Below are 20,525 nucleotides of genomic sequence, written 5' to 3'. Positions count from 1 at the left end.
GTGTGCGGGCGTCGGCCGGACAAGGGGATTGTCCCGCTCCCTACCAATATGAGGGGATTGGGGGCAGATCTCATCCGGACGACACCCACGGAGCCCCGACGGGGCCGGACGGGCTACTCCACCTCGGCCACCGCCTGCGCGAACTGCGCCCGGTACAGCCGTGCGTACGCCCCCTCCGCCGCGAGCAGCGCCGTGTGCGTGCCCTGCTCGACGATCGACCCGTTCTCCATCACCAGGATCGTGTCCGCGTCCCGGATCGTCGACAGCCGGTGCGCGATCACGAACGAGGTCCGCCCGTGCGCCAGCTTGGCCATCCCCTTCTGGATCAGCACCTCGGTACGGGTGTCCACGGACGACGTCGCCTCGTCGAGGACGAGGATCACCGGGTCGGACAGGAACGCCCGCGCGATGGTGATGAGCTGCTTCTCGCCGGCGCTCACCCCCGAACCCTCGTCGTCGATCACCGTGTCGTAGCCGTCGGGCAGCGTCCGCACGAACCGGTCGGCGTGCGCGGCCCGCGCCGCCTCCTCGATCTCCCCACGCGTGACCTCCCGCGACGCCCCGTACGCGATGTTCTCCGCGATGGTGCCGCCGAACAGCCAGGTGTCCTGGAGCACCATGCCGATGCCGGCCCGCAGCTCGTCCCGGGACATCTTCGCGATGTCCACGCCGTCCAGCGTGATCCGGCCGCCGGACACCTCGTAGAAGCGCATCAGCAGGTTGACCAGGGTCGTCTTGCCGGCCCCCGTCGGTCCGACGATGGCGACGGTGTGACCCGGCTCCACCTTCAGCGACAGGTCCTCGATCAGCGGCCTCTCCGGGTCGTACCGGAAGGAGACCTGCTCGAGCGCCACCCGCCCGCGCAGGTCCTCGGGCCGGGTGCCCGGGATCGGGTCCGCCGACTGCTCCTCGGCGTCCAGCAGCTCGAAGACCCGCTCCGCCGAGGCCACACCCGACTGCACGAGGTTCGCCATCGACGCCACCTGCGTCAGCGGCATGGAGAACTGCCGGGAGTACTGGATGAAGGCCTGCACGTCACCGATGGACAGCGAACCCGAGGCCACCCGCAGGCCGCCGACCACCGCGACCAGCACGTAGTTCAGGTTGGACACGAACATCATCAGCGGCTGCATGATGCCGCTGTTGAACTGCGCCCTGAACCCGGCCTCGTACAGCTCGTCGTTCTGCTCGGCGAACTGCTTCGCCGACTCCTCCTGCCGTCCGAACACCTTCACCAGCGCGTGCCCGGTGTACATCTCCTCGATGTGCGCGTTCAGCTGACCCGTCGTACGCCACTGCCGCACGAACTGCGGCTGCGACCGCTTGCCCACCCGGGTGGCCACCACGAACGACAGCGGCACGGTCACCAGCGCGACCAGGGCGAGGATCCAGGAGACGTAGAACATCATCGCCAGCACGCCGATGATCGTGAGCAGCGAGTTGATCAGCTGGCCCATCGACTGCTGGAGCGTCTGCCCGATGTTGTCGATGTCGTTGGTCGCGCGGCTCAGCACCTCGCCGCGCTGCCGCTTGTCGAAGTACGACAGCGGCAGCCGCGACAGTTTCGTCTGCACGTCCTCGCGCAGCCGGAACATGGTGCGGTTGACCGCCCGGTTCACCAGCCGGGTGGCCACCGCCATCAGCAGCCCGGCCACCGCGAACACGGCCAGCGCCAGCAGCAGCACCCGGCCCACGGCATCGAAGTCGATGCCCTGGCCCGGGGTGAAGTCGGTGCTGCGGAGCATGTCGGCGATCCGACCGTCCCCGCGCTCCCGCATGGACTCCAGGACCTGCTCCTTCGTGGCCCCGGACGGCATGTCCCGCCCGACGATGCCCGCGAAGACCAGGTCGGTGGCGCGGCCGAGGATCTTCGGCCCGACCACGCTCAGGCCGACGCTGAGGACGACGCAGCCCACCAGGGTGAACAGGGTCGCCCGCTCCGGCCGGAACCGGGCGACGAGCCGCTTGCCCGACCCCTTGAAGTCCATCGAACGCTGGTCGGGGCCGCCCCCGGCCATCATGCGACCCGCTGGCCCGGCCATCAGGCGGCCTCCGCTTCCGTCAGCTGGGAGAGCACGATCTCCCGGTAGGTCTCGTTGTCCGCCATCAGCTCGTGGTGCCGGCCCACGCCGACCACCCGGCCCTCGTCCAGCACCACGATGCGGTCCGCGTCCCGGATGGTCGCCACCCGCTGCGCGACGATCACCACGGTCGCCTCGGCCGTCTCCCGGCCCAGCTCGGCCCGCAGCGCCGCGTCGGTGGCGTAGTCGAGCGCGGAGAAAGAGTCGTCGAAGAGGTAGATCTCCGGACGCTGGACCAGCGTCCGGGCGATGGCGAGCCGCTGCCGCTGGCCGCCCGACACGTTGGTGCCGCCCTGCGCGACCGGCGCGTCGAGACCGCCCTCCAGCTCGGAGACGAACTCCTTGGCCTGCGCCACATCCAGGGCGTGCCACAGCTCCTCGTCCGTGGCGTCCGGATTCCCGTAGCGCAGGTTGGTCGCCACGGTGCCCGCGAAGAGGTACGGCTTCTGCGGCACCAGACCCACGACCTTGGCCAGCACCTTCGGATCGACGGTCCGTACGTCCACCCCGTCGACCAGCACCTCCCCGTCGGTGGCGTCGAAGAGCCGGGGGACCAGCCCGAGCAGGGTCGACTTGCCGCTGCCGGTCGAGCCGATGACGGCGGTCGTCTCGCCCGGCCTGGCGACCAGCTCGATGTTCCTGAGCACCGGCTCCTCGGCCCCCGGGTAGCGGAAGCCCGCCCCGCGGATCTCCAGATGCCCGTGCCGGCGCAGCTCGGTGACCGGCGCCACCGGCGGCACCACGCTGCTCTCGGTGTCCAGGACCTCCTGGATGCGCTCGGCGCACACCTCCGCGCGCGGCACCATCATGAACATGAAGGTGGCCATCATCACGGACATGACGATCTGCATCAGATAGGCGAGGAACGCGGTCAGGTCGCCGATCTGCATCCCGCCGCTGTCGATCCGGTGGGCGCCGAACCACACCACGGCGATCGACGACAGGTTCACCACCGTCATCACCACCGGGAACATCAGCGCGAGCAGGTTGCCGGTGCCCAGCGCCACCTCGGTGAGGTCGGTGTTGGCCTTCCGGAAGCGCTGCTGCTCGTACTCGTCCCGCACGAAGGCGCGGATCACGCGGTTGCCGGTGATCTGCTCGCGCAGCACCCGGTTGACGGTGTCCAGCCGCACCTGCATCGCCCGGAACAGCGGGCGCAGCCGCCGCACGATCAGCGTGACGCAGACCGCCAGCACCGGCACGACCGCGACCAGCACCCCGGACAGCGGCACGTCCAGACCGAGCGCCATCACGATGCCGCCGACGCACATGATGGGCGCCGACACCATCAGCGTGAACGTCATCAGGGCGAGCATCTGGACCTGCTGCACGTCGTTGGTCGTCCGGGTGATCAGCGAGGGCGCGCCGAAGCCGCCCAGCTCGCGCGCCGAGAAGGACTGCACCCGGCCGAAGACCGCACCCCGCACGTCCCGGCCGAGGGCGGCGGCCGTGCGCGCGCCGTAGTAGACGGCGCCGATGTTGCACACCACCTGGGCCAGGGAGATGCCGATCATCAGGGCGCCGTAGCTCAGGATGTAGCCCGAGTCCCCCTTCACGACACCGTTGTCGATGATGTCCGCGTTCAGGGTCGGCAGGTACAGCGACGCGCAGGTCTGCAGGAACTGCAGCGCCACCAGCAGGGCGATGGGTTTCTTGTAGGGCCTGAGATGGGTCCGCAAAAGTCGTATGAGCACGCTGGGTCTCTCGGGGTCGGCGACGGAGGCAGGTGGTTGCCCCTGGCCCCTATCGTCGGACACTCGACCCGCGTTACCTCAACCGATTAACCCAAGAGCGCGGCAAATTCCGGCCTACGAGCGCCACCGCGCCCCGCGTCAGGTACGCAGCGCCCCCGGGTGGGTCTGTTCGCGCACCGAGACGAACTGCTGCCGCACGGCCTGGCCCACCGCCAGCTCCTCGCCCGGCTCCAGCACCTGGGCCACCGCGCCCTGCCAGACGGGCGGGGTGCGCGGGTCCAGCGTGCCCTGGGACGCGCCCAGTGCCCAGGCCGCCTGGCGGGCCGAGCCGATCGCCGCGTAGTCCGCGGGCTGCGGCACGACGACCTGCGTCCCGAACAGCGCGGGCGCCGCCGCCTGCACGGCCGGCAGCTCGGCCGCCGCGCCCAGCAGGAAGACCCGGCGTACGTCCACGCCCCGGCCGCGCAGCACGTCGAGGGCGTCGCCGAGACCGCACAGCATGCCCTCGAACGCGGCCCGCGCCAGGTGCTCCGGCCGCATCGACTCGCGCCTGAGGCCGGCGAGGGTGCCGGCGGTGTGCGGCAGGTTCGGCGTCCGCTCGCCCTCCAGGTAGGGGAGCAGCACCAGCCCGTGCGCGCCGGGCGTCGACTTCATCGCCAGCTCGGACAGGCTCTCCAGGTCCGGCACGCCGAGCAGCTCGGCGGCGCCGCGCAGGGTCCGTACCGCGTTCAGGGTGGTGACGACCGGCAGGTGCATGCCGGTGGCGTCGGCGAGGGCGGTGATCATCCCGGACTGGTCGACGAGCGGCTCGGTGTGCACGGCCATCACGGACCCGGACGCGCCCAGCGACACCACCGCGTCGCCCAGCCCGATCCCGAGCCCGAAGGCGGCGGCCTGGGTCTCGCCGGTACCGGCGGAGATCAGCAGCCCCTCCGGTGTCGTACCGGCGGCCTCGGCCGGGCCGATCACCTCCGGCAGCATCACCTGGTGGCCGAGCGCCAGCTCGACCAGGTCGGGCCGGTAACCGCCGGTCGCCGCCGACCAGTAGCCGGTTCCGGAGGCCCCGCCCCGGTCGGTGGTCCGCCGGACCGGCCGTCCGAGCAGCTGCCACACCAGCCAGTCGTGGGCCTGGAGCAGGACGGCGGTGCGCGCGGCGGCGTCCGGCTCGTTCCGCGCCAGCCAGCGCAGCTTCGTCACCGGCTGCGCGGCCTGCGGCACCGAGCCCACGGCCTGCGCCCACGCCTCACGGCCGCCGAGCCCGTCGATCAGATCGGCCGCGGCCACCTGTGCGCGCTTGTCCCCGCCCACCATGGCCGGGCGCACGGTGTTGCCCTGCGCGTCCAGCGGCACCACGGAGTTGGCCTGCGCCGACACGCCGATGGCCTGCACGCCCTCCAGCAGTCCGCCGCCGGCCGCCTCCCCGAGGGACAGCAGCCAGGCCTGCGGATCGACGTCTGCGGGCCGGCCCCCGCCCTCGGGGCTCTCCAGCGGGTGCGGCGCGTAGCCCTGGCGCAGCACGGCGCCCGTGTCCGAATCGCAGACGACGATACGAGTGAAATCGGGCGAACTGTCCAACCCGGCGACTATCCCCATGCCCGAAATTCTGCCGCACCGGGAGGCGTGACCGTACCCGGTGGGGGCTTGCGTCTCAGGTGTTGCTGGTGCCCCAGTCGTCCGGGCCGGTGCCGTTCGTGCTGCGTTCCCGCAGGGAGCGGACCCGCTGGGCCACCGAGTCGGGCATCCGGTCACCCACCTTGTCGCTCACCACGTGGTACGCCTTGTCCGCGAAGTGCCTGCCCTGCTGGGCCGCCGACTCGGCGGTGTTGCGCACCGCCGGGTTCTGCGCGACCTGCCGCGCGGACTTCCGCAACTGCTCGTAACGCTCCCGCCCGGCCTTCGTGCCGAGCACGTATCCCGCCGCCAGTCCGACGACGAACGTGAGCCGGTAACGCATGGCTGCCACCCTTCTCTTCGCTGGCTCCGTGGTGCCGGAGAGTACCGATTGGCGGAGCACCCCCCTGCTTGCGCTAATGTATGTGTCGCAGCGAGCGCGCGCCCCCTGGCGAATACCCAGGCCGACGCGTTCGATGCGATACGAGACTTTCCTCGGTAGCTCAATTGGCAGAGCAGCCGGCTGTTAACCGGCAGGTTACTGGTTCGAGTCCAGTCCGGGGAGCTCGTTCCTCCGTAGCTCAATTGGCAGAGCAGCCGGCTGTTAACCGGCAGGTTACTGGTTCGAGTCCAGTCGGGGGAGCACGGTGAACGAGGACCCCTCAGGGGTCCTTTTTCATGTCTCCTTCCATGTCCCGGGAACCACGCGGCACGCCGCGGAGTCCTCAAGGTCATGAAGGCGTCGCGGCAGCCGACCATCCGAGGCAGGAGATCGTATGAGCGGCTATGCTGCGGCAGACGGCGCGCACACCTGTACGCGACACGCCGCTATGGGGCGGTAGCTCAGCCGGTTAGAGCAGCGGACTCATAATCCGTCGGCCGTGGGTTCGAGTCCCACCCGCCCCACTCCTGCCCTCTCGGGCAAAATCGTTCTGTCCTGCGTCGGAGTGTCCAGCGTCGGACTCCGCCACCGGGCCCGCGGTCGATTCTTCCCGCTCGGTGGCCGCAGACCGGTCGTGCCGCGCCGGAAGATCGCCCGGACGGAGTCTCCCGCCCCACCTGCCGCCCCACCATCGGCGTGGCTCCGGCGAGGCCGGTGTCGTCCCGAGCCCCGTCCACCCCCGAGCGACTCGCTGTGTGCTCCTTCCTGTGGCTCAGTCACGACACCAGGCGAAGCGCGAACGCGAGGGAGTCGGTGAAGATCTGCTCCACCTGGGCGTCGGACACGCCGTGCCAGCCGTGATCGGCGTTCGGGATCGTCCACAGTTCGACCGGTGACGAACCGGCCGCCTCCAGTGCCGCGGCGAGATCTTGGCTGTGTGAGCAGGCGACCATGGAGTCCTGCTCGCCGTGAACGAGCAGGAACGGGGGCGTGCCGGCGCGGACTTGGGTGAGGGGGCTGGCCGCACGGGCGCGTTCCGGGGCGGTCGTCGGTGGTGCGCCGAGCATCAGGGCTTCGGGAGACGCGGGGTCCTCCGGGGTGAAGGGGCCTCGCGCGGTGGTCAGGTCGCTCGGTCCGTACCAGATCACCGCCCCGGCCGGTGAGGGGTCGGTGTGGGTGAGGGTGAGGAGCGAGGCGAGGTGGCCGCCGGCGGACTCTCCCCACGCCACCGTGCGCCCGGTGTCGATGCCCAGCTCCGCGGAGCGCAGGGTGAGCCAGCGCAGTGCGGCGCGCAGGTCGTCGAGCGGGGCGGGGAAGGGGGCCTCGCCGCTGAGCCGGTAGTCGGCGCAGGCGACGGCGAAGCCCTCGGCCGCGATGCGTGCGAAGGGGCCCGGTGTCCAGTGGCGGGTGCGCGGGCCCAAGTCGTCGCGCCGCCCCCGTCGCCACGCGCCGCCGTGCACGAACAGCACCAGTGGAAGCCGCCCGGACCCGGAGCGCTCCGGCAGCCACAGGTCGAGTTCCAGGGGGCGGCTTCCCTCCACGGGGAGGTACGGCACGCCGCGCACTTCGCGTACGCCGTGCTCGTTCAGGGGCGCGCGCGGCAGCGGCGCGTGGTCGGGGTGGGGTGCGGAGATCAGTTCGCGCAGCGAGGGGCCGGACTCCGGCTCCGTCATGGCGTCCGCCACTGGTGGTCGGGCAGGAAGCGCACGTCGAACCGCTCGGGAACGGTCGCGAACTTGCCGGGTTCCGGGACGACGGGCGGGTGGGGCAGTCCCATGTGCTCGGCCGGTACGCCGAGGTTCTCGAAGAACCGCTCGAAGGTCCCTCCGGGGCCGGCCGCGACGCCGACGACCTGGCTGTGGTGGCGCTCCATGCGGTAGGCGTGCCGGCAGTTCTTCGGTACGAAGCCGAAGTCGCCGGGCGTGAGGAGCTTCTCCTGCTGCTCGCCCTCGGTGTCCTCGACGAACAGTCGCACCGCGCCCTGCGTGATGTAGAAGACCTCGTGGGTGTCGGTGTGCACATGGGCGGGGATGAGGTCGCCCCTGGGGCCCTCGACGGTGAAGAAGTTGAAGGTGTTCTCGGTCTGCTCGCCGCCCGCGTAGATGGTGATCAGGTCGCCGAACAGGTGGGCCCGGTCGCCCTCGCCCTTCTCGATGAAGTAGGGCTTGCCCGGTTCCGCGGGGATGCGTGACGCCCGCCGGTAGCGGGTGGCGTACTCGATGGTCATGCCGTCTCCCTGGATCGGATCGGTCTCCGTAGCGAATGTCAGGTAGCCTGACATGAGAGACTGTCGGTAATCAAGCACTGGTTGCGAGCCCGGCCCACGCGTGAGGAAACGATGCAGTCCACCCGCCGCTACCTTCCGCAGTTGCTCGGCGAGGCCCGGCGGTGGTTCGAGGAGGGGCTGCTCGCCGCCCTGGAGGCGGCCGGTGCCGTGCCGGTGTCGCCGACGCAAGCGCAGCTCTTCGCCGTGCTGGACGACAAGGGCGCCACGGTCTCGGAGCTGGCCCGGCGCATGGGCGTCACCCGGCAGACGGCGCATCAGGCCGTGCACGGCCTGATCACCGCGGGACTCCTGGACCAGGTCGCCGACCCCGACTCCCTCCGGCAGCGGCTGATCCGGCGCACCGAGGAGGGGGAACGCGTGCACCGGCAGGCCGGTCTCGTCCTCGAGCGGCTGGAGGAGCAGCTCGCCGAGCGGATCGGTGGGGAGGCGGTCGACGCCCTGCGGACGGCGCTGGAAGCGCCCTGGGGCCGGCCGCCCGGCCCGGATGCGGGCGGAATGTCCGCACACCCCCGATCGGGCTGAACGCCTCTCGGCGCGGTGACGGAGTTGGTGGCAGTGGCCGGTGTCAGCGGCGGAGCCTGGCCAGGGCCGTGCGCAGGGCCGCGCGTACCTCCGGGGGTGGCGGCGGGCCCTCGTTCTCGGTGCCCGCCGTGACCGCGGCGGCGACGTCGCGCAGCTTGGTGTTGGAGAGCTGGGAGGCCTCCCGGAGGATGCCCCATGCCTCGTCCGAGGTGCAGGCGTGCAGGGCCATCAGGACGCCCCGCGCCTGGTCGATGACCGGACGGGAGGCGATCGCCCGGCGCAGCTGGTCGACCTCCTCCTCCAGGACGTGCAGCCGCTCGGCGGCGGTGGTGGTGCGCAGGGGGTCGGTGGTGTCCAGACCGGCCAGCTCCAGGACGCGCAGCGGCTGGCCCCGCCAGTTCGCCGTCGTCGCCGGCACCGCCTCCCGGTGGCTGTAGCCGCCCAGCAGGTCGAGGAAGCGCAGCCCGCCCGGGTCCATGAACTCCACGTCGCTCATGTCCAGGTCGAGCCGGGAGACGCCGGCCGGCAGCGCGGCCAGGGCCTCGGCCAGGATGTCCGTGCACCCGTGGACCAGTCGGCCGCGCGCGACGAGCAGCGCCCGCCCGGCGGCCACCCTGCCGTCGATGACCAGAAAGGCCGGCCGCCCCGCCAGACGCGGCGGTGCCGTTGAGGTCATGTCACCGCCTTCGTCCATGTCGGTCCCCGACAGTCCCGGCGGACGCTCGCGACGTCGCTCCGTCCCCTTCGTCGTGGCGCCTGCCCGCCGTACGGCCGACTACACCCAACGCCGGGGAATGAGCGGCCGAAGAGAGGGTAAAGGCAGTGCCGGCGCGTCCCGGGGTCACGCGGTCACAGCGGCGACCACCAGGTCACCGTCGTGCCGTCCGCCGGGGGCCCGGCGCCCTCCTCGCGCTCGCCGTCGTCGAAGACCGTCAGCCGTACGCCGTCCCGGCCCCCGTCCGCCGCCGCGGCGGTCGCGTCCACGGTGACCTCGACCCGGGAGACGGCCGCGCGGGACGTCGCTTCGGTCAGGGCGCGGCGCAGGGCGGTGAGCAGGTGTCCGGCCACCCGCTCGGGTACGCGGGTGTCGACGGCGCCGCGGAAGTGGGTGGACGGGGCGAAGCCGAGCCGGGCGGCGGCGGACGCGGTCTCGCGCAGGACCCGGCCGCGCAGCCCCGTCGGCGGCTCGGCCGGCGGCTGCTGGAGCGCGAAGATCGCCGTACGGACCTCCTGAACCGTGGACCGCAGCTCGTCCGCCGCCCGCGCGAGGATGTCCCGCACGTCCTCCGCGCCGCCCCGGCGCTGCGTCGACTCCAGCATCATCCCGGTGGCGAACAGCCGCTGCACCACCAGGTCGTGCAGGTCCCGCGCGATGCGGTCGCGGTCCTCGAAGACCGCCAGCCGCTCCCGCCCGCGCCGTGCGTCGGCCAGCACCAGGGCGAGCGCGGCCTGCGAGGCGAACTGGGTGGCGAGCCGCCGCTCCAGGTCCGTGTACTGGCGTTCGCCGCGCCGGCGGGGCAGGGCGAGGGTGCCGATCAGCCGGCCGTTCGCCTGCAGCGGCAGCATCATGCTCGGCCCGAACCGGTGCCGTACGCGCGTCGTCATCCGCGGATCGCTCGCCGAGTCCGTGAGGAAGACCGGCTCGCCGCCGAGCAGTTGCTCCAGGACGGGGCTGCCGGGCGCGATGGTGGCGCCGACGATGCCGCCCGGGTCGTCGGGCGTCGACGCGGTCACGATCTCCATGCCGCCCTCGGCGGTCGGGTGGAGGATGACGCCCGCGGAGGCGTCGGCGAGCAGCCGGGCCCGCTCGGCGACCGTCGTCAGCGCGTCGTCGGCGCCCTCCTCGGTGAGCAGCGCCGTGGTGACGGCCGCGGCGCCCTCGATCCAGCGCTCGCGCTGCCGTGCCGTCTCGTACAGCCGGGCGTTGCCGATCGAGATGCCGGCCTGGGTCGCCAGCACCCGCACCAGTTGCTCGTCCTCGACGGTGAAGGGTCCGGCACCCGGCCTGCCCACCAGCCGCAGCTCGCCGAACTCCTCGTCGCGCACGTGGACCGGCACCCGCAGCCGGGGCGCGGTCGTCGCCACGGGCTCCGGGCCCGGGGTGCGGATCTCGGCCAGACCGTCCCGGCCGGGGTCGGGCATCACCAGGGCCGCGCGGTCGGCACCGGTCAGTTCGGCGGCGCCGTCCACGAGGTGCTGGAGGGTACTGCGCAGGTCGAGGTCGGTGCCGACCGCCAGGACGGCTTCGAGGAGGCGGGTCAGTCGGGGCGCGTGCTGCGCGGTCATACCGTCCGGATCCCTCGGCGTGCTCGGCCCCCTCGGCGGCGGGTCAGTCGGACGCGGCCGGCTGGAGCGAGATCGGCTCCACCCGGCCCTCCAGCATGCTGCCGAGCCCCTGGACCGCGCACACGTCGGGCCGCTCCGCGATGTGCACCGGCATGCCCGTGGCCTGACGCAGCATCTGGTCGAAGCCGGGCAGCAGCGCGCTGCCGCCGACCATCATGATCCCCCGGTCGGCGAGGTCCGCGACCAGGTCCGGCGGGCAGTCCCGCAGCACCCGTCCGATCCCGTCGAGCACGGCCGTCAGCGGTGTCTGGATGGCGTTGCGCACCGACGCGGTGTCGACCTGCACCGAGCGCGCGAGGCCGGTCGCCACGTCCCGGCCGTGGATCTCGGTGGACGCCGGTCCCTGCGGGGTCAGCCCGTTGCCGGACAGGGTCAGTTGCAGCGGACGGACGGACTGGCTGGGCAGCACCAGCTCGTGCTGGTGGCGCAGGAGCTGCACGATCGCGTGGTCCACGGCCTCGCCGCCGACCGGGATGCGGGCGGCGGTCACGATCGAGCCGAGGGAGAGCACCGCGACCTGGGTGGCGTGCGCCCCGCACACCATGATCATGGTCGCCTCGGGCTGCTCCACGGGCAGTCCGCACCCGACGGCCGCGGCGATCAGCGTGTCGACCAGCTCCACGCGGCGCGCGCCGAGTCCGACCAGCGTCTCGATCGCCGCCCGCCGCGCCAGCGGATCCGCGTCGTGCGGGGTGCAGGCGGCCGCGCGCAGCCGGGGCTTGCGGCGCAGGGTGCGGCGGATCTTGTCGCCGAGCAGGTGCCGCAGCATGCGCTGGGCCATCTCGATGTCGACGACCGTGCCGCCGGACACGGGCCGCACGACCCGGATGTAGCCGGGGGTGCGGCCGGTCATCTTCTCCGCGAGCTCCCCGACCGCGATGAGCGCGCCGGTGCGGGTGTTGACCGCGGCGGCGGAGGGCTGGTCGACGACGAGCCCGGCACCCTTCACGTACACGCGGGTCCGTGCCGCGCCCAGGTCGACGGCGAAGTGGCAGCGGCGCAGCTGCTCCAGACTGGCGGTACTGGCGGTCATGGCGGATCCTCCCGAGAGCGCGACCGTGCGGCCGCCCGGTGGGCGGCCTTGCTGGCATCGTGCGCGGGAGCGGGGGCGGGCGCCCGTTGGAGGGGGCCGGGCGGGGGGCCGCCGAACGGGCGGTGTCCGGCGGGAGCCGAGCGCCGCCGCCGGTCAGCCGTTCTCGGCCGCCGTCAGCAGCGGACGCAGGTCCGGGACGAGCAGCGCGTCGTCGTCCGCCGCGTTCATCTCCCACCGGACCCGTTCGCCGCCGCAGTGCCCGATGAACGGCAGACCGAGCGCGCGGGCGGCGGACTGCTCGGCGACGGACGAACCGACCATCACGCACGTGTCGACGGTGGCGTCCAGCCGCTCCAGGGCCCGCAGGAGGACGTCCGGGTCGGGCATCAGACGGGTGAGGTCGGTGCCCCTGCCGTGCACGTCACCGGCGAGGGCGTCCAGCAGGCCGCGCCGTCGCAGGTAGGCGGTGACCGGGGCGGGGTCCCGGTCGGTGACCACGGCGGTGCGCACCCGCCGGGCGTCCAGCGCCTCGACCAGCCGGTCGGCCAGGGGCACCGGCCGTGCGGTGCGTGCCGCCCGCGCCTCGTGCCGGTCGAGGCGGAGCCGTACGTCGGGGGCGAGCCGGTGCCCGGCCAGCGCCCGGACGAAGTCGAGCGTGCCGGCGTATCCGTCCGACGAGACCCGGGGGAGCGGTACGCCGGACAGCGCGTCCTCGGGGTCGCGCTCCTCGACGAAGAGCCGGGCGATGTCCAGGAGCACCTCCCGCTCGGCGGCCGGCCGGTACAGCCGGGCCAGTACGTCGTCGAAGCCGAGGAGCACGCAGCTCGCCCCGGCGATCAGGTCCTCGGGGGAGCGCGGCGTCCGGCCGCGCGGGGTGGTGGTGCGGCCGGCCGGCCGGAAGGTCCAGACGAGCCGGTAGCCGGGCGCCTCGGCACCCGTGAGGTCGAACTCGCTGCCCTCCCGGAGCGCGGTGAGGAACTGCCCGACCAGTTCGGCGACCACCTCGCGCAGGTCGGTCGCCCGGTTGCGGACCGCCTCGACCGGGTCTTCGACCTGCCACTTCGCCTCGACGGTGGCCACGCCCGTGCCGACGGGGCGTTGCGTCAGCTCGACCTCGAAGTACTGCCCGGCCGCCCGGAGGGCCGACGGCGCCGACCGGTACTCGTCGGAGTCCGGGAGGGCGAGTGTGCCGTCGGGCAGCCGCAGGACGAAGGCCACGGAACCGTCGCGCGGGGGGACGGGGAGCCTGCCGCCGGGCGGCATGGGGTACGGTCCGCTCACGGCCCGGCCGTCCGACGCCTCCACCCTCGGGCCCCCGGCACCCTCGACCGGGCGGTACCACCCCGTGTCGTCGTCCAGCGGCCTGAACAGGTCCGGATCGAAGGAGGGTCCGTCCTCCCCCGGCTCGTGGACCTCGTCGTGGTAGAGGGAGTCGGAGAGGACGACGAGCGCCTGCGCTTCGGACGCGTCCAGGACCGCGCCGACCGACCCGGCGTCGGCGCGGAAGGACTGCTCCTCGGTCCCGTCCAGCCGGAACTCCACCTGCCAGAACTCGACCAGCAGCCGCTCCGCGCCGATGTGCGCCAGCTGTTCGGGCAGGCCGTCCACGGCCGTCCGGAGGAGCGGGGCGGCCTCCGTCCGCGGCTGGAGCAGGACGAGCAGGCCCTCCCCGTCGTCCACGAGTTCGTACGCGGTGCCGTCGAGTCCGCTGTCCGCCAGCAGGTTCGTGACCACGGTGCGCAGTCCCGCCTGGGCCTCCTCGCCCGAAGGGCCGTCGGCGAACGAGAAGCGGGCGCAGTCGCGGAAGTCGGTGTCGAAGTCGTCCTGCACATGTTCGTCCGCCTCGTCCGCCTCGTCCGGCCGGCCGGGCTCCGCGGGCTCCTCCGGTGCCTCCGGCTCCTCGGGGTCCTCCGGTTCCTCCGTGGACTCCGCCGCTGCCTCGCGCCGCGGCGACCAGGAGTCGTCCTCCGTGGGAAACGGGCCCTCCGGCAGTTCGTCCGGTGCGGACAGCGCCCGGTGCGGCCCGTCGTCCCGCTCCGACCGGGTGCCCTCGTACTCCGACCACGGGGCGTCGTCCACCGGCTCGGCGTGCTCCTCGCGCAGTTCGCGGCCCAGCGCCGCCAGGGCCGGACTCCGCCCGCCGGACAGTTCGTACTCCTCGTACGCCTCCAGGGCCTCCGCGCCCCGGCCCTGGCGGCGCAGCGCGATCAGGTAGAGGCGGCGGAAGTCCTCCCGGTGCGGGTGGGCGCGGAGCAGACGGGACAGTTCCGCCGAGGTGCGGTCGTAGTCGCCCAGGGCCAGGTCGAGTTCGGCGCGCTTGGTGTGCAGGGCGAGGCGGAGCCGCAGGAGCCGGGCCCGGGCGGTACGGGCGGCGGGACCGGGCACGTGCGCGAGGGACTCGTCGCCGTGCCAGAGCGACAACGCCTCGGTGACCAGGGCGCGGGCCTCGGTGGGCGCCCCCTCCACCCGGGCCGCGTCGGCCTGGCGCACCAACTCGTCGCAGTGCACCAGGTCCACGTAGTCGGCGCTGGTGTGCAGGGCGAGGCCGTGGGCGGACGTCACCAGGGCACCCGGGCCGAGGGCCTCCGCCAGTCGCGTCGCCAGCCCGTTCACGTCGCCCCGCGGGTTGCGCGGTTCCTCGCCCGGGTCCCACAGCCCCCACCGCAGCTCCTCGTGCGTCACCGTGCGGCCGCGCTTGAGCAGCAGCATGGCGAGCAGCGCGCGCACCCCCGGTCCGAGGGCCGGGGACCCGTCCGGCAAGGTGACCCGCAGTGCGCCCAGGGCGTGGTAGCGGCGCGGCTCGTACGCCTCGCGGGCCCGGGCGAGTGACCGGGGGTCTGTGAGCAGGTCCAGGCCCTGGGCCTGCGTCGCCGACGAGGCCGACATCAACTGGTCGAAGGCGTGCGCGTAATGGATGCGCAGGGCGGCGGGCAGCCGGTCCAGGTGGCGGGAGTCGATCGGGACGGTCAGCCGTGAGGTGCCCGAAGTGAGCAGCAACAGGATGTCGCACAGGGCCCGGAGGTCCTCGGAGCGTCCGGACGGCCCCGAGGCGCTGCCCGGTTCGAAGAGGCTGAGCCGGACCGTGCCGTCCGGCAGTACGACCACCCGGGACGCCTCCAGGCCGCCGTGCGTGACGCCCGCCCGGTGCAGGGCCGTGAGGCCACGGGCCAGCTGCGCCCCGACCGACACCACCAGCGGCGCCGGCAGCCGCCGGCCGTTCGACCGGGCCAGCGTGTGCAGGGCGACCCCGTCCAGGTGCTCCATGACGACGTACGGGACGTCGTCCTCGATACCGGCGTCGAGGACGGTCACCACGTTCGGGTGGGTGATCTCCGTCAGGAGGCGCGCGTCCCGCAGGAAGGCGCGGCGGGATGCGGGGTCGCGGTCCGGGTCGTGCAGCCGGACCGCCACCGTCCGGTTCGTCTCGGTGTCCTCGGCCAGCCACATCCTCCCGGTGGGCGCGAGCCGCCGGGCCGGCCGGTAGCGGACCCCCAGCGCGGGCGGGAAGGGCGAGGGGCCCTCGGACCGCGCCGGTGCGGCCAGCTGTCTGGCGCTCTCCTGGGTGATCGCCGCGAACGTCTCGCCGCCGTCGGCCCGTTCGGTGCCGTCCCGGGAGGGGAGCAGCGCGCGGAACTCGCCCGGCGACCGCCCCGCCCGCTCGTCGATCAGGCCGCCGGTGCGCAGCAGCAGTTCGTGGGTGCGGTTGCGGGCGGTGCGTGGCAGCCCGCGCAGCAGGAGGTCGCGCACGCCGGGGCGGAAGGCGTACGAGCCGGGCGGCCCGGCGACCGTGGTGAGCATGCCGCTGAGGATGATCTCCGCCAGGTGCTGGGGCCGGGGTTCCGGCTCGACCGCGGCCTGCACCAGCCGCATCACCGGCAGGTCCGGGCGCCCGAGCGCGAGGTGCCCGGCCAGCCGGAAGGCCTGGGGAGACGCGCTCGCGCGAAAGCGCAGCACCAGTTCCTCGGCGGACAGCCGCGAGACGTCGGCGCGGCCGTCGGCGTCGGCGGGCAGCGGGCGGTGCAGCACGGCGGCCGCGCCCGGGTGGCGGGTGCCGCCCGCACTCGCGACCAGGGAGGCCCAGTTCGCCAGCCACTGGGGCCCCGGTTCCAGCACGGGGAGGTGCACGGTGCCGCCGGGCGCCGGGGGCACGGTGTCGTCGTACGGGGTGAAGGCGAGCGACGCGCTGGGCGCGGCCCGGTGCGGTGCCGACAGCCGGCCCGGGACCGGCGGCAGGGCGGTGTCCCGCCACAACTGCTCGGGGAGCGGCTGGAGAACGGCCAGCGGTGTGCGGTGCGCCCAGCGCCGCAGTGTGTCGAACCAGCGGGTGCCGGCCGGGCCCTCCCGCCACTGCGGTCCCATGCAGTCGCTGATCAGCAGGGTGACCGTACGGCCGTCGGGGGGTGCCTCGGCTCCCTCGCCGCGGACGGTGCCGTCGGCCTCCGCGCGGTGCAGGACGACCGTGCGGAAGACGCCCGACTGGGCGAGTGCGGCGTGCAGTTCGCGTACCAGCGGCTGCCAGACGGGCATCGTCGGGCCCGCGTCGTGCACCAGGTTCAGCCGCAGCCAGCGCTCCCGCACCGGGCGCAGCACCGGCAGCCACCCGTCGGGCCCGCCGCCCAGCCGGGCGATGCGGTCGGCGGTCGCGGCCTCGTCCACCTCGTGGCCCACGGGCGCGTCGGTACGGCGCTTCAGCGGGCGCAGGGAACGCTGCAGCGCCAGCGTGTGGCGCAGCATCGGCGGGGCGGGCGCGAGCAGGGAGCTGTGCGGTTCGGCCGTCGACGTTCCCGGCGCGGGTGCGGGGGAGGGCAGGCGCAGCGGGGTGCGGGAGGCGTCGGAGCCGTCGGGGCGAGCCTCGGGCGGATCACCGACGGGCTCCCGTCCCGGCCGGCCCCGCGGGCTGCGCACCGTCTCCGGCCTCGGCGCGGGAACGGGCGGTGCGGGCTCCCGGGCCGCCGGGCCGGTCGCTCCGTCGTCCTTCGGCCCGGAGGGCTCGGGCTCCATGTGCCCGGCCAGCCAGAGCAGTTCGGCCAGCTCCAGCGGGGTCGGGCGGACACCCGAGGAGACCCGGCCGAGGAGGTCGGCCAGGCGGGGCAGGGGATCCGGCGAGCCGGGGCGGTCGGCCGGCATCAGAAGGCGTCGGCCTGCGGGGACCTGCCCAGGTAGGGCATCAGCTGCTCGGCCAGCTCGTCCAGGGAGTCGGCGCCGAGGCCGGAGGAACGGGCCAGGTAGATGGCGTTGAGCAGCTGGTCCGTGGCCAGTTCGCCGCCGCCCACCCGGGACAGGAACCGGTGGATGAGCTGCTGCGCGTACCCGTCGGGCTCGCCCAGGTGGGCGCGGACGATCTCGGCGAGGTGGTCGTCGTCCGGCTGCCGCAGGCGCAGCGAGACGCAGCGGCGCAGGAACGCGGGCGGGAACTCGCGCTCGCCGTTGCTGGTGAGGACGACGAAGGGGAACGCCTTGCAGCGGACCCGGCCGCGCTCCACCGGCACCCGCCGGTCGGTGCCGTCGATCAGCACCTCGGCCCGTCCGCCCGGGGTGTCCCGCGAGGCCCGCACCAGTTCGGGGATCTCGTACTGGCCCTCCTCCAGGACGTGCAGCAGGTCGTTGGGCAGGTCGAGGTCGCTCTTGTCGATCTCGTCGATCAGCAGGGCGCGGGGGCGGGCGTAGGGGAGCAGGGCGGTGCCGAGCGGGCCGAGGCGCAGGTGGTCCTCGATACCCGTGGCCGCCGCCGGGGCGTCGGGGCCCGGCGTGGCGTGGCGCGCCGCGTACAGCCGGGAGAGCGGGTCGTACGTGTAGAGGCCGTCGTGCAGCGTGCTGCGGCTGGTGATGTTCCACCGCAGCACCGGGCCGAGCCGCAGTTCGCGGGCGACCGCGTAGGCGAGGGACGACTTGCCGGTGCCGGGCGGTCCGGTGACCAGCAGCGGGCGCCGCAGGTACAGCGCCGCGTTGACCAGTTGCACCGTCTGCTCCGTGGCCTGGTACGTCACGGCACGGTGCGCGCGGTCCGGCGAGGTGGCCGGGTCGTCGCCGTCCTCGACGGGCGCGTCGAGCACCGGCCCGCCGGCGAAGGCCCGCCAGGGCGGCGGCGGGGGCAGCTCGGCGATGCCGTCGTGGGGGGCCGGGGCGCCGGTGTAGACGGGCCACAGGGGCATGGGTTCTTCTCTCCGGGCGATCGGGGTGGCGGATGGTCGTGGGCCGGCGGCCCGTTCTTGTGCGTGGGGGGCGCCCCGGTCGCCGGGTACGGCGGGTGGGCGGCGGTCGTCGGGGTGGGCGGGCGTTGACACGTCGGGCGGGCGCAGGCGCGTCGGGCGGTCGTCCGGTCGGGGGCGGTTCATCGTGGCGTCGATCCGTCAGCCGACGGGTGAGTGCAGCAGGGCCGCGGGCTCGCTGAAGCAGCGGGGGTCGTCCCACAGGAGCTGGACGTCGCGCGCCCAGTGACCGTCGGGGTCGTCGGCGGCCTCCGCCGTCTCGCGCAGCTCCATGACCAGGCGGGGGAGTTGGGACGGCGGCACGTGAGCCACCGACTCCGCCAGCTCGTCGAGGAACGCCGTCCCCGGACAGGGATCGTCGTGTCCGTCGCCCGAGCACCCCCGGCGCGGCCACAGCAGTACGGGCACGGGGACGGTGAGACCCACCTCGAAGTGCTCCCGCGCCGTCGTCGGCGGGGTGCCGAAACCGGCCAGTTCCGCCTCGTCCCGCAGCCGCTTGCGCAGGCCGGCCGGCCGCTCCGGGGTGCCGCAGTCGACGCGCCGCAGCGGTACGCCCTGACTGGCCCCGAGCTTGCCCCACTTCTTGCGCAGCTGGTGGCGGAGCCGTCCGCTGCGGTGGCGGTGGCGGTCGGTGACGACCAGCGGGTAGGCGCAGCCGAGGGGCGTGGAGTCGTCCTCGCCGCACTCCCAGTGCGCCACCGGTTCGTTGAGCCACTCGCGCGGCAGCACGAAGGTGAGCAGCTCGTCGGCGCCCGGATCGAGCTGGGTGCACGCCTCGTCGATGTGCTCCTGCACGAAGGCGCGCACCGCGCTCCGGGCCAGCCGGCGCGAGCCCACCGGGCGGCGCTGCCCGTCCCGGTAGGCGGACACCTCGACGGTGACCTGGTCGGCGCCGGCGCCGCTGTGGTCGATCTCCACGACGATCGGCGACCAGGTCGTGGGCCGGGACGGCGGTGCGTGCAGCAGCTCCTCCAGCCGGTCGGCGAAGCGGGTCACCACGTCCGGCTCCGGCACCTCCCACTGGACGTAGGCGGCCGCGTCCCGCAGGGAGGCGAAGCCCCCGTCCGGGGGCGGCGGGTCGAAGGCGTCCGTGGCGGAGACGTACAGCCGTTTCGGGTCGCAGCTCAGCCCGGTCTCCTCGGCGCGGCGCAGCAGCGCGTACAGCCGTCTGCGCGCGTCCGGACGGTGCCCCGGGGTGGGCACCAGCTCGCCCAGGTCGGGCCAGTGGCGCGCCATGACCTCGACGGGCAGCATCCGGCCGACGCGTACGTCCTTGGCGCCGGCGACCGCGGTGACCATGCCGACGACGGCGCCGTCGGCCAGGGTCAGCGCCGCCCCGCTGAACCCGGCCGCCAGCGGCTGCCCGTGCGCCGTGACCGCCTCCAACTGGACCCACTCGCCCGAGATGAGCGGTCCGGGCAGGGCCCGGTAGGAGGCGAGCATGCCCTCGTCGTAGCCCTTGGGGAAGCCGTAGGCGATCAGCTCGGGGGCGGGCGTGGTCCGTTCGGCGCGGGGCGGGGCGAAGGCGGCCGGGGTGAGCGGCACGTCGCGGTCCAGTTCCAGTACGGCCAGGTCGCCGGGGTCGGCGGCGCCGCCCTGCCAGCCGCCGTGCACGGCGACCGCGGCCGACAGCCCGCCGAGGTCCCGGCGGCCCGGGAAGCTCACCGTGACCGGTGCTCGGCCGGCCCACCTGACGACATGGGCACAGGTGAGCAACCGGCGGGCGGAGACCAGGAATCCGGCGCCGACCTCGGGACCGCACTCGACGCGGGCGTGCCACGCGGCACCGCTCATGACCGTGCGGCGGCGTCCGGGCCCTCGGGGCGCGCGGGTCCGGGCTCCGGAGCCCAGCTCAGCTTCACCACCAGATGGCCTTCCGCCGTGCCCTTCGCGATGACCGCGCCGGCCTCCGCGCTCAGCTTGACCCCGAACTCCAGCTCCACCGCGTCGGGTCTGAGCGTGCCGTCCCTGAAGACCCGCAGCGCGGACGCGGCCGCCGCCCGGACGCCCTCCAGGGAGTCCTCGAAGGTGCGGGCCGCCCGGGCGGGTCCGTCGCCGCGCGAGACCAGTCGCGCGCCGTCCTCGTCCTCGACGCCCTCGACGACCACCCGCACGCCGTCCCCGGTCTTGAACTCGACCAACCCGTCCATGCCGCCGCTCGCTCCCCGTGTGCCGTACGTGTCCGTGCGCAGCACCGTGCGCGGCCCCATTGTGACGGACGGTACTCGGCCGTGTCGCGGCTCAGAGGGCCGGTCCGTCGGACCACTGGCGGAAACCCGCCAGGGCGCCAATCCGCCACCCTCCGTCAACTGCCGTGCGCCAAAAGCCCCCTGAGACTGCTCACAGCACTCTTCACAGCA

Annotated in this window: 14 protein-coding genes and 3 tRNA genes; 4 read left to right on the top strand and 13 right to left on the bottom strand. The window is 73.9% G+C overall.

Going from position 1 to position 20,525, the window contains the following annotated elements; translation table 11 throughout:
* Positions 1 to 113: 113 nt before the first annotated feature.
* The 4 genes from OIE75_RS11735 to OIE75_RS11720 form a co-directional block, all read right to left on the bottom strand.
* Positions 114 to 2,042 (bottom strand): ABC transporter ATP-binding protein, encoded by a 1,929-nt coding sequence (locus OIE75_RS11735; RefSeq protein WP_329470700.1) that lies wholly within the window; start codon positions 2,040 to 2,042, stop codon positions 114 to 116.
* Positions 2,042 to 3,775, bottom strand: a complete 1,734-nt coding sequence (locus tag OIE75_RS11730; RefSeq protein WP_329470698.1) for an ABC transporter ATP-binding protein — start codon at positions 3,773 to 3,775, stop codon at positions 2,042 to 2,044. Before OIE75_RS11730 ends, OIE75_RS11735 begins: the two co-directional genes overlap by 1 nt.
* A gap of 138 nt (positions 3,776 to 3,913) precedes the next feature.
* Complete coding sequence (locus OIE75_RS11725) at positions 3,914 to 5,368, bottom strand: xylulokinase (protein ID WP_307011885.1); 1,455 nt, start codon at positions 5,366 to 5,368, stop codon at positions 3,914 to 3,916.
* Between the two features lie 55 nt (positions 5,369 to 5,423).
* Complete coding sequence (locus OIE75_RS11720; protein ID WP_307011884.1) at positions 5,424 to 5,729, bottom strand: YtxH domain-containing protein; 306 nt, start codon at positions 5,727 to 5,729, stop codon at positions 5,424 to 5,426.
* A gap of 149 nt (positions 5,730 to 5,878) precedes the next feature.
* Between OIE75_RS11720 and OIE75_RS11715 the strand changes: the two genes are divergently transcribed.
* The 3 genes from OIE75_RS11715 to OIE75_RS11705 all read left to right on the top strand — a co-directional run bounded on the left by OIE75_RS11715 (position 5,879) and on the right by OIE75_RS11705 (position 6,292).
* Positions 5,879 to 5,951: transfer RNA gene (locus tag OIE75_RS11715), tRNA-Asn, on the top strand.
* Between the two features lie 5 nt (positions 5,952 to 5,956).
* Positions 5,957 to 6,029: transfer RNA gene (locus OIE75_RS11710), tRNA-Asn, on the top strand.
* A 189-nt stretch (positions 6,030 to 6,218) separates the two neighbouring features.
* Positions 6,219 to 6,292: transfer RNA gene (locus tag OIE75_RS11705), tRNA-Ile, on the top strand.
* A gap of 252 nt (positions 6,293 to 6,544) precedes the next feature.
* On the opposite strand, the gene OIE75_RS11700 is transcribed toward OIE75_RS11705, so the two are convergent.
* Together OIE75_RS11700 and OIE75_RS11695 are read right to left on the bottom strand one after the other, a co-directional pair.
* A complete protein-coding gene (locus tag OIE75_RS11700; RefSeq protein WP_329470695.1) occupies positions 6,545 to 7,441 on the bottom strand; it encodes an alpha/beta hydrolase in 897 nt (298 codons plus the stop codon).
* Positions 7,438 to 7,995, bottom strand: a complete 558-nt coding sequence (locus OIE75_RS11695) for a quercetin 2,3-dioxygenase (protein WP_307011880.1) — start codon at positions 7,993 to 7,995, stop codon at positions 7,438 to 7,440. Before OIE75_RS11695 ends, OIE75_RS11700 begins: the two co-directional genes overlap by 4 nt.
* 111 nt (positions 7,996 to 8,106) lie before the next feature.
* Between OIE75_RS11695 and OIE75_RS11690 the strand changes: the two genes are divergently transcribed.
* A complete protein-coding gene (locus tag OIE75_RS11690; protein ID WP_307011878.1) occupies positions 8,107 to 8,577 on the top strand; it encodes a MarR family winged helix-turn-helix transcriptional regulator in 471 nt (156 codons plus the stop codon).
* Positions 8,578 to 8,620: 43 nt separating this feature from the next.
* Here the strand turns inward: OIE75_RS11690 and OIE75_RS11685 are convergent, their stop codons facing one another.
* The 7 genes from OIE75_RS11685 to OIE75_RS11655 all read right to left on the bottom strand — a co-directional run bounded on the left by OIE75_RS11685 (position 8,621) and on the right by OIE75_RS11655 (position 20,315).
* Complete coding sequence (locus OIE75_RS11685; RefSeq protein WP_329470692.1) at positions 8,621 to 9,253, bottom strand: ANTAR domain-containing protein; 633 nt, start codon at positions 9,251 to 9,253, stop codon at positions 8,621 to 8,623.
* 173 nt (positions 9,254 to 9,426) lie between these two features.
* Positions 9,427 to 10,863 (bottom strand): GAF domain-containing sensor histidine kinase, encoded by a 1,437-nt coding sequence (locus tag OIE75_RS11680; protein WP_329470691.1) that lies wholly within the window; start codon positions 10,861 to 10,863, stop codon positions 9,427 to 9,429.
* A gap of 43 nt (positions 10,864 to 10,906) precedes the next feature.
* Complete coding sequence (locus tag OIE75_RS11675; RefSeq protein ID WP_307011873.1) at positions 10,907 to 11,956, bottom strand: rod shape-determining protein; 1,050 nt, start codon at positions 11,954 to 11,956, stop codon at positions 10,907 to 10,909.
* A gap of 153 nt (positions 11,957 to 12,109) precedes the next feature.
* A complete protein-coding gene (locus OIE75_RS11670; protein ID WP_329470688.1) occupies positions 12,110 to 17,083 on the bottom strand; it encodes an SAV_2336 N-terminal domain-related protein in 4,974 nt (1,657 codons plus the stop codon).
* Positions 17,083 to 18,108, bottom strand: a complete 1,026-nt coding sequence (locus OIE75_RS11665) for an AAA family ATPase (protein WP_307011870.1) — start codon at positions 18,106 to 18,108, stop codon at positions 17,083 to 17,085. The genes OIE75_RS11670 and OIE75_RS11665 overlap by 1 nt, the downstream gene beginning before the upstream one ends.
* A 198-nt stretch (positions 18,109 to 18,306) precedes the next feature.
* Positions 18,307 to 19,959 (bottom strand): VMAP-C domain-containing protein, encoded by a 1,653-nt coding sequence (locus OIE75_RS11660; RefSeq protein WP_329470686.1) that lies wholly within the window; start codon positions 19,957 to 19,959, stop codon positions 18,307 to 18,309.
* Positions 19,956 to 20,315 (bottom strand): CU044_2847 family protein, encoded by a 360-nt coding sequence (locus OIE75_RS11655; protein WP_307017881.1) that lies wholly within the window; start codon positions 20,313 to 20,315, stop codon positions 19,956 to 19,958. The genes OIE75_RS11660 and OIE75_RS11655 overlap by 4 nt, the downstream gene beginning before the upstream one ends.
* Positions 20,316 to 20,525: the final 210 nt, after the last annotated feature.

It is taken from the genome of Streptomyces sp. NBC_01723, assembly GCF_036246005.1.
Lineage (GTDB): Bacteria > Actinomycetota > Actinomycetes > Streptomycetales > Streptomycetaceae > Streptomyces.
Note: the sequence above shows the minus strand (reverse complement) of the source record. Positions and strands in the feature narration are given on the sequence as shown.

Bases quoted from the DNA above. Each gene is read 5' to 3' on its own strand.
- OIE75_RS11735 (WP_329470700.1), bottom strand. From the start codon at position 2,042: ATGGCCGGGCCAGCGGGTCGCATGATGGCCGGGGGCGGCCCCGACCAG.
- OIE75_RS11725 (WP_307011885.1), bottom strand. From the start codon at position 5,368: ATGGGGATAGTCGCCGGGTTGGACAGTTCGCCCGATTTCACTCGTATC.
- OIE75_RS11720 (WP_307011884.1), bottom strand. From the start codon at position 5,729: ATGCGTTACCGGCTCACGTTCGTCGTCGGACTGGCGGCGGGATACGTG.
- OIE75_RS11700 (WP_329470695.1), bottom strand. From the start codon at position 7,441: ATGACGGAGCCGGAGTCCGGCCCCTCGCTGCGCGAACTGATCTCCGCA.
- OIE75_RS11695 (WP_307011880.1), bottom strand. From the start codon at position 7,995: ATGACCATCGAGTACGCCACCCGCTACCGGCGGGCGTCACGCATCCCC.
- OIE75_RS11690 (WP_307011878.1), top strand. From the start codon at position 8,107: ATGCAGTCCACCCGCCGCTACCTTCCGCAGTTGCTCGGCGAGGCCCGG.
- OIE75_RS11685 (WP_329470692.1), bottom strand. From the start codon at position 9,253: ATGACCTCAACGGCACCGCCGCGTCTGGCGGGGCGGCCGGCCTTTCTG.
- OIE75_RS11680 (WP_329470691.1), bottom strand. From the start codon at position 10,863: ATGACCGCGCAGCACGCGCCCCGACTGACCCGCCTCCTCGAAGCCGTC.
- OIE75_RS11675 (WP_307011873.1), bottom strand. From the start codon at position 11,956: ATGACCGCCAGTACCGCCAGTCTGGAGCAGCTGCGCCGCTGCCACTTC.
- OIE75_RS11670 (WP_329470688.1), bottom strand. From the start codon at position 17,083: ATGCCGGCCGACCGCCCCGGCTCGCCGGATCCCCTGCCCCGCCTGGCC.
- OIE75_RS11665 (WP_307011870.1), bottom strand. From the start codon at position 18,108: ATGCCCCTGTGGCCCGTCTACACCGGCGCCCCGGCCCCCCACGACGGC.
- OIE75_RS11660 (WP_329470686.1), bottom strand. From the start codon at position 19,959: ATGAGCGGTGCCGCGTGGCACGCCCGCGTCGAGTGCGGTCCCGAGGTC.
- OIE75_RS11655 (WP_307017881.1), bottom strand. From the start codon at position 20,315: ATGGACGGGTTGGTCGAGTTCAAGACCGGGGACGGCGTGCGGGTGGTC.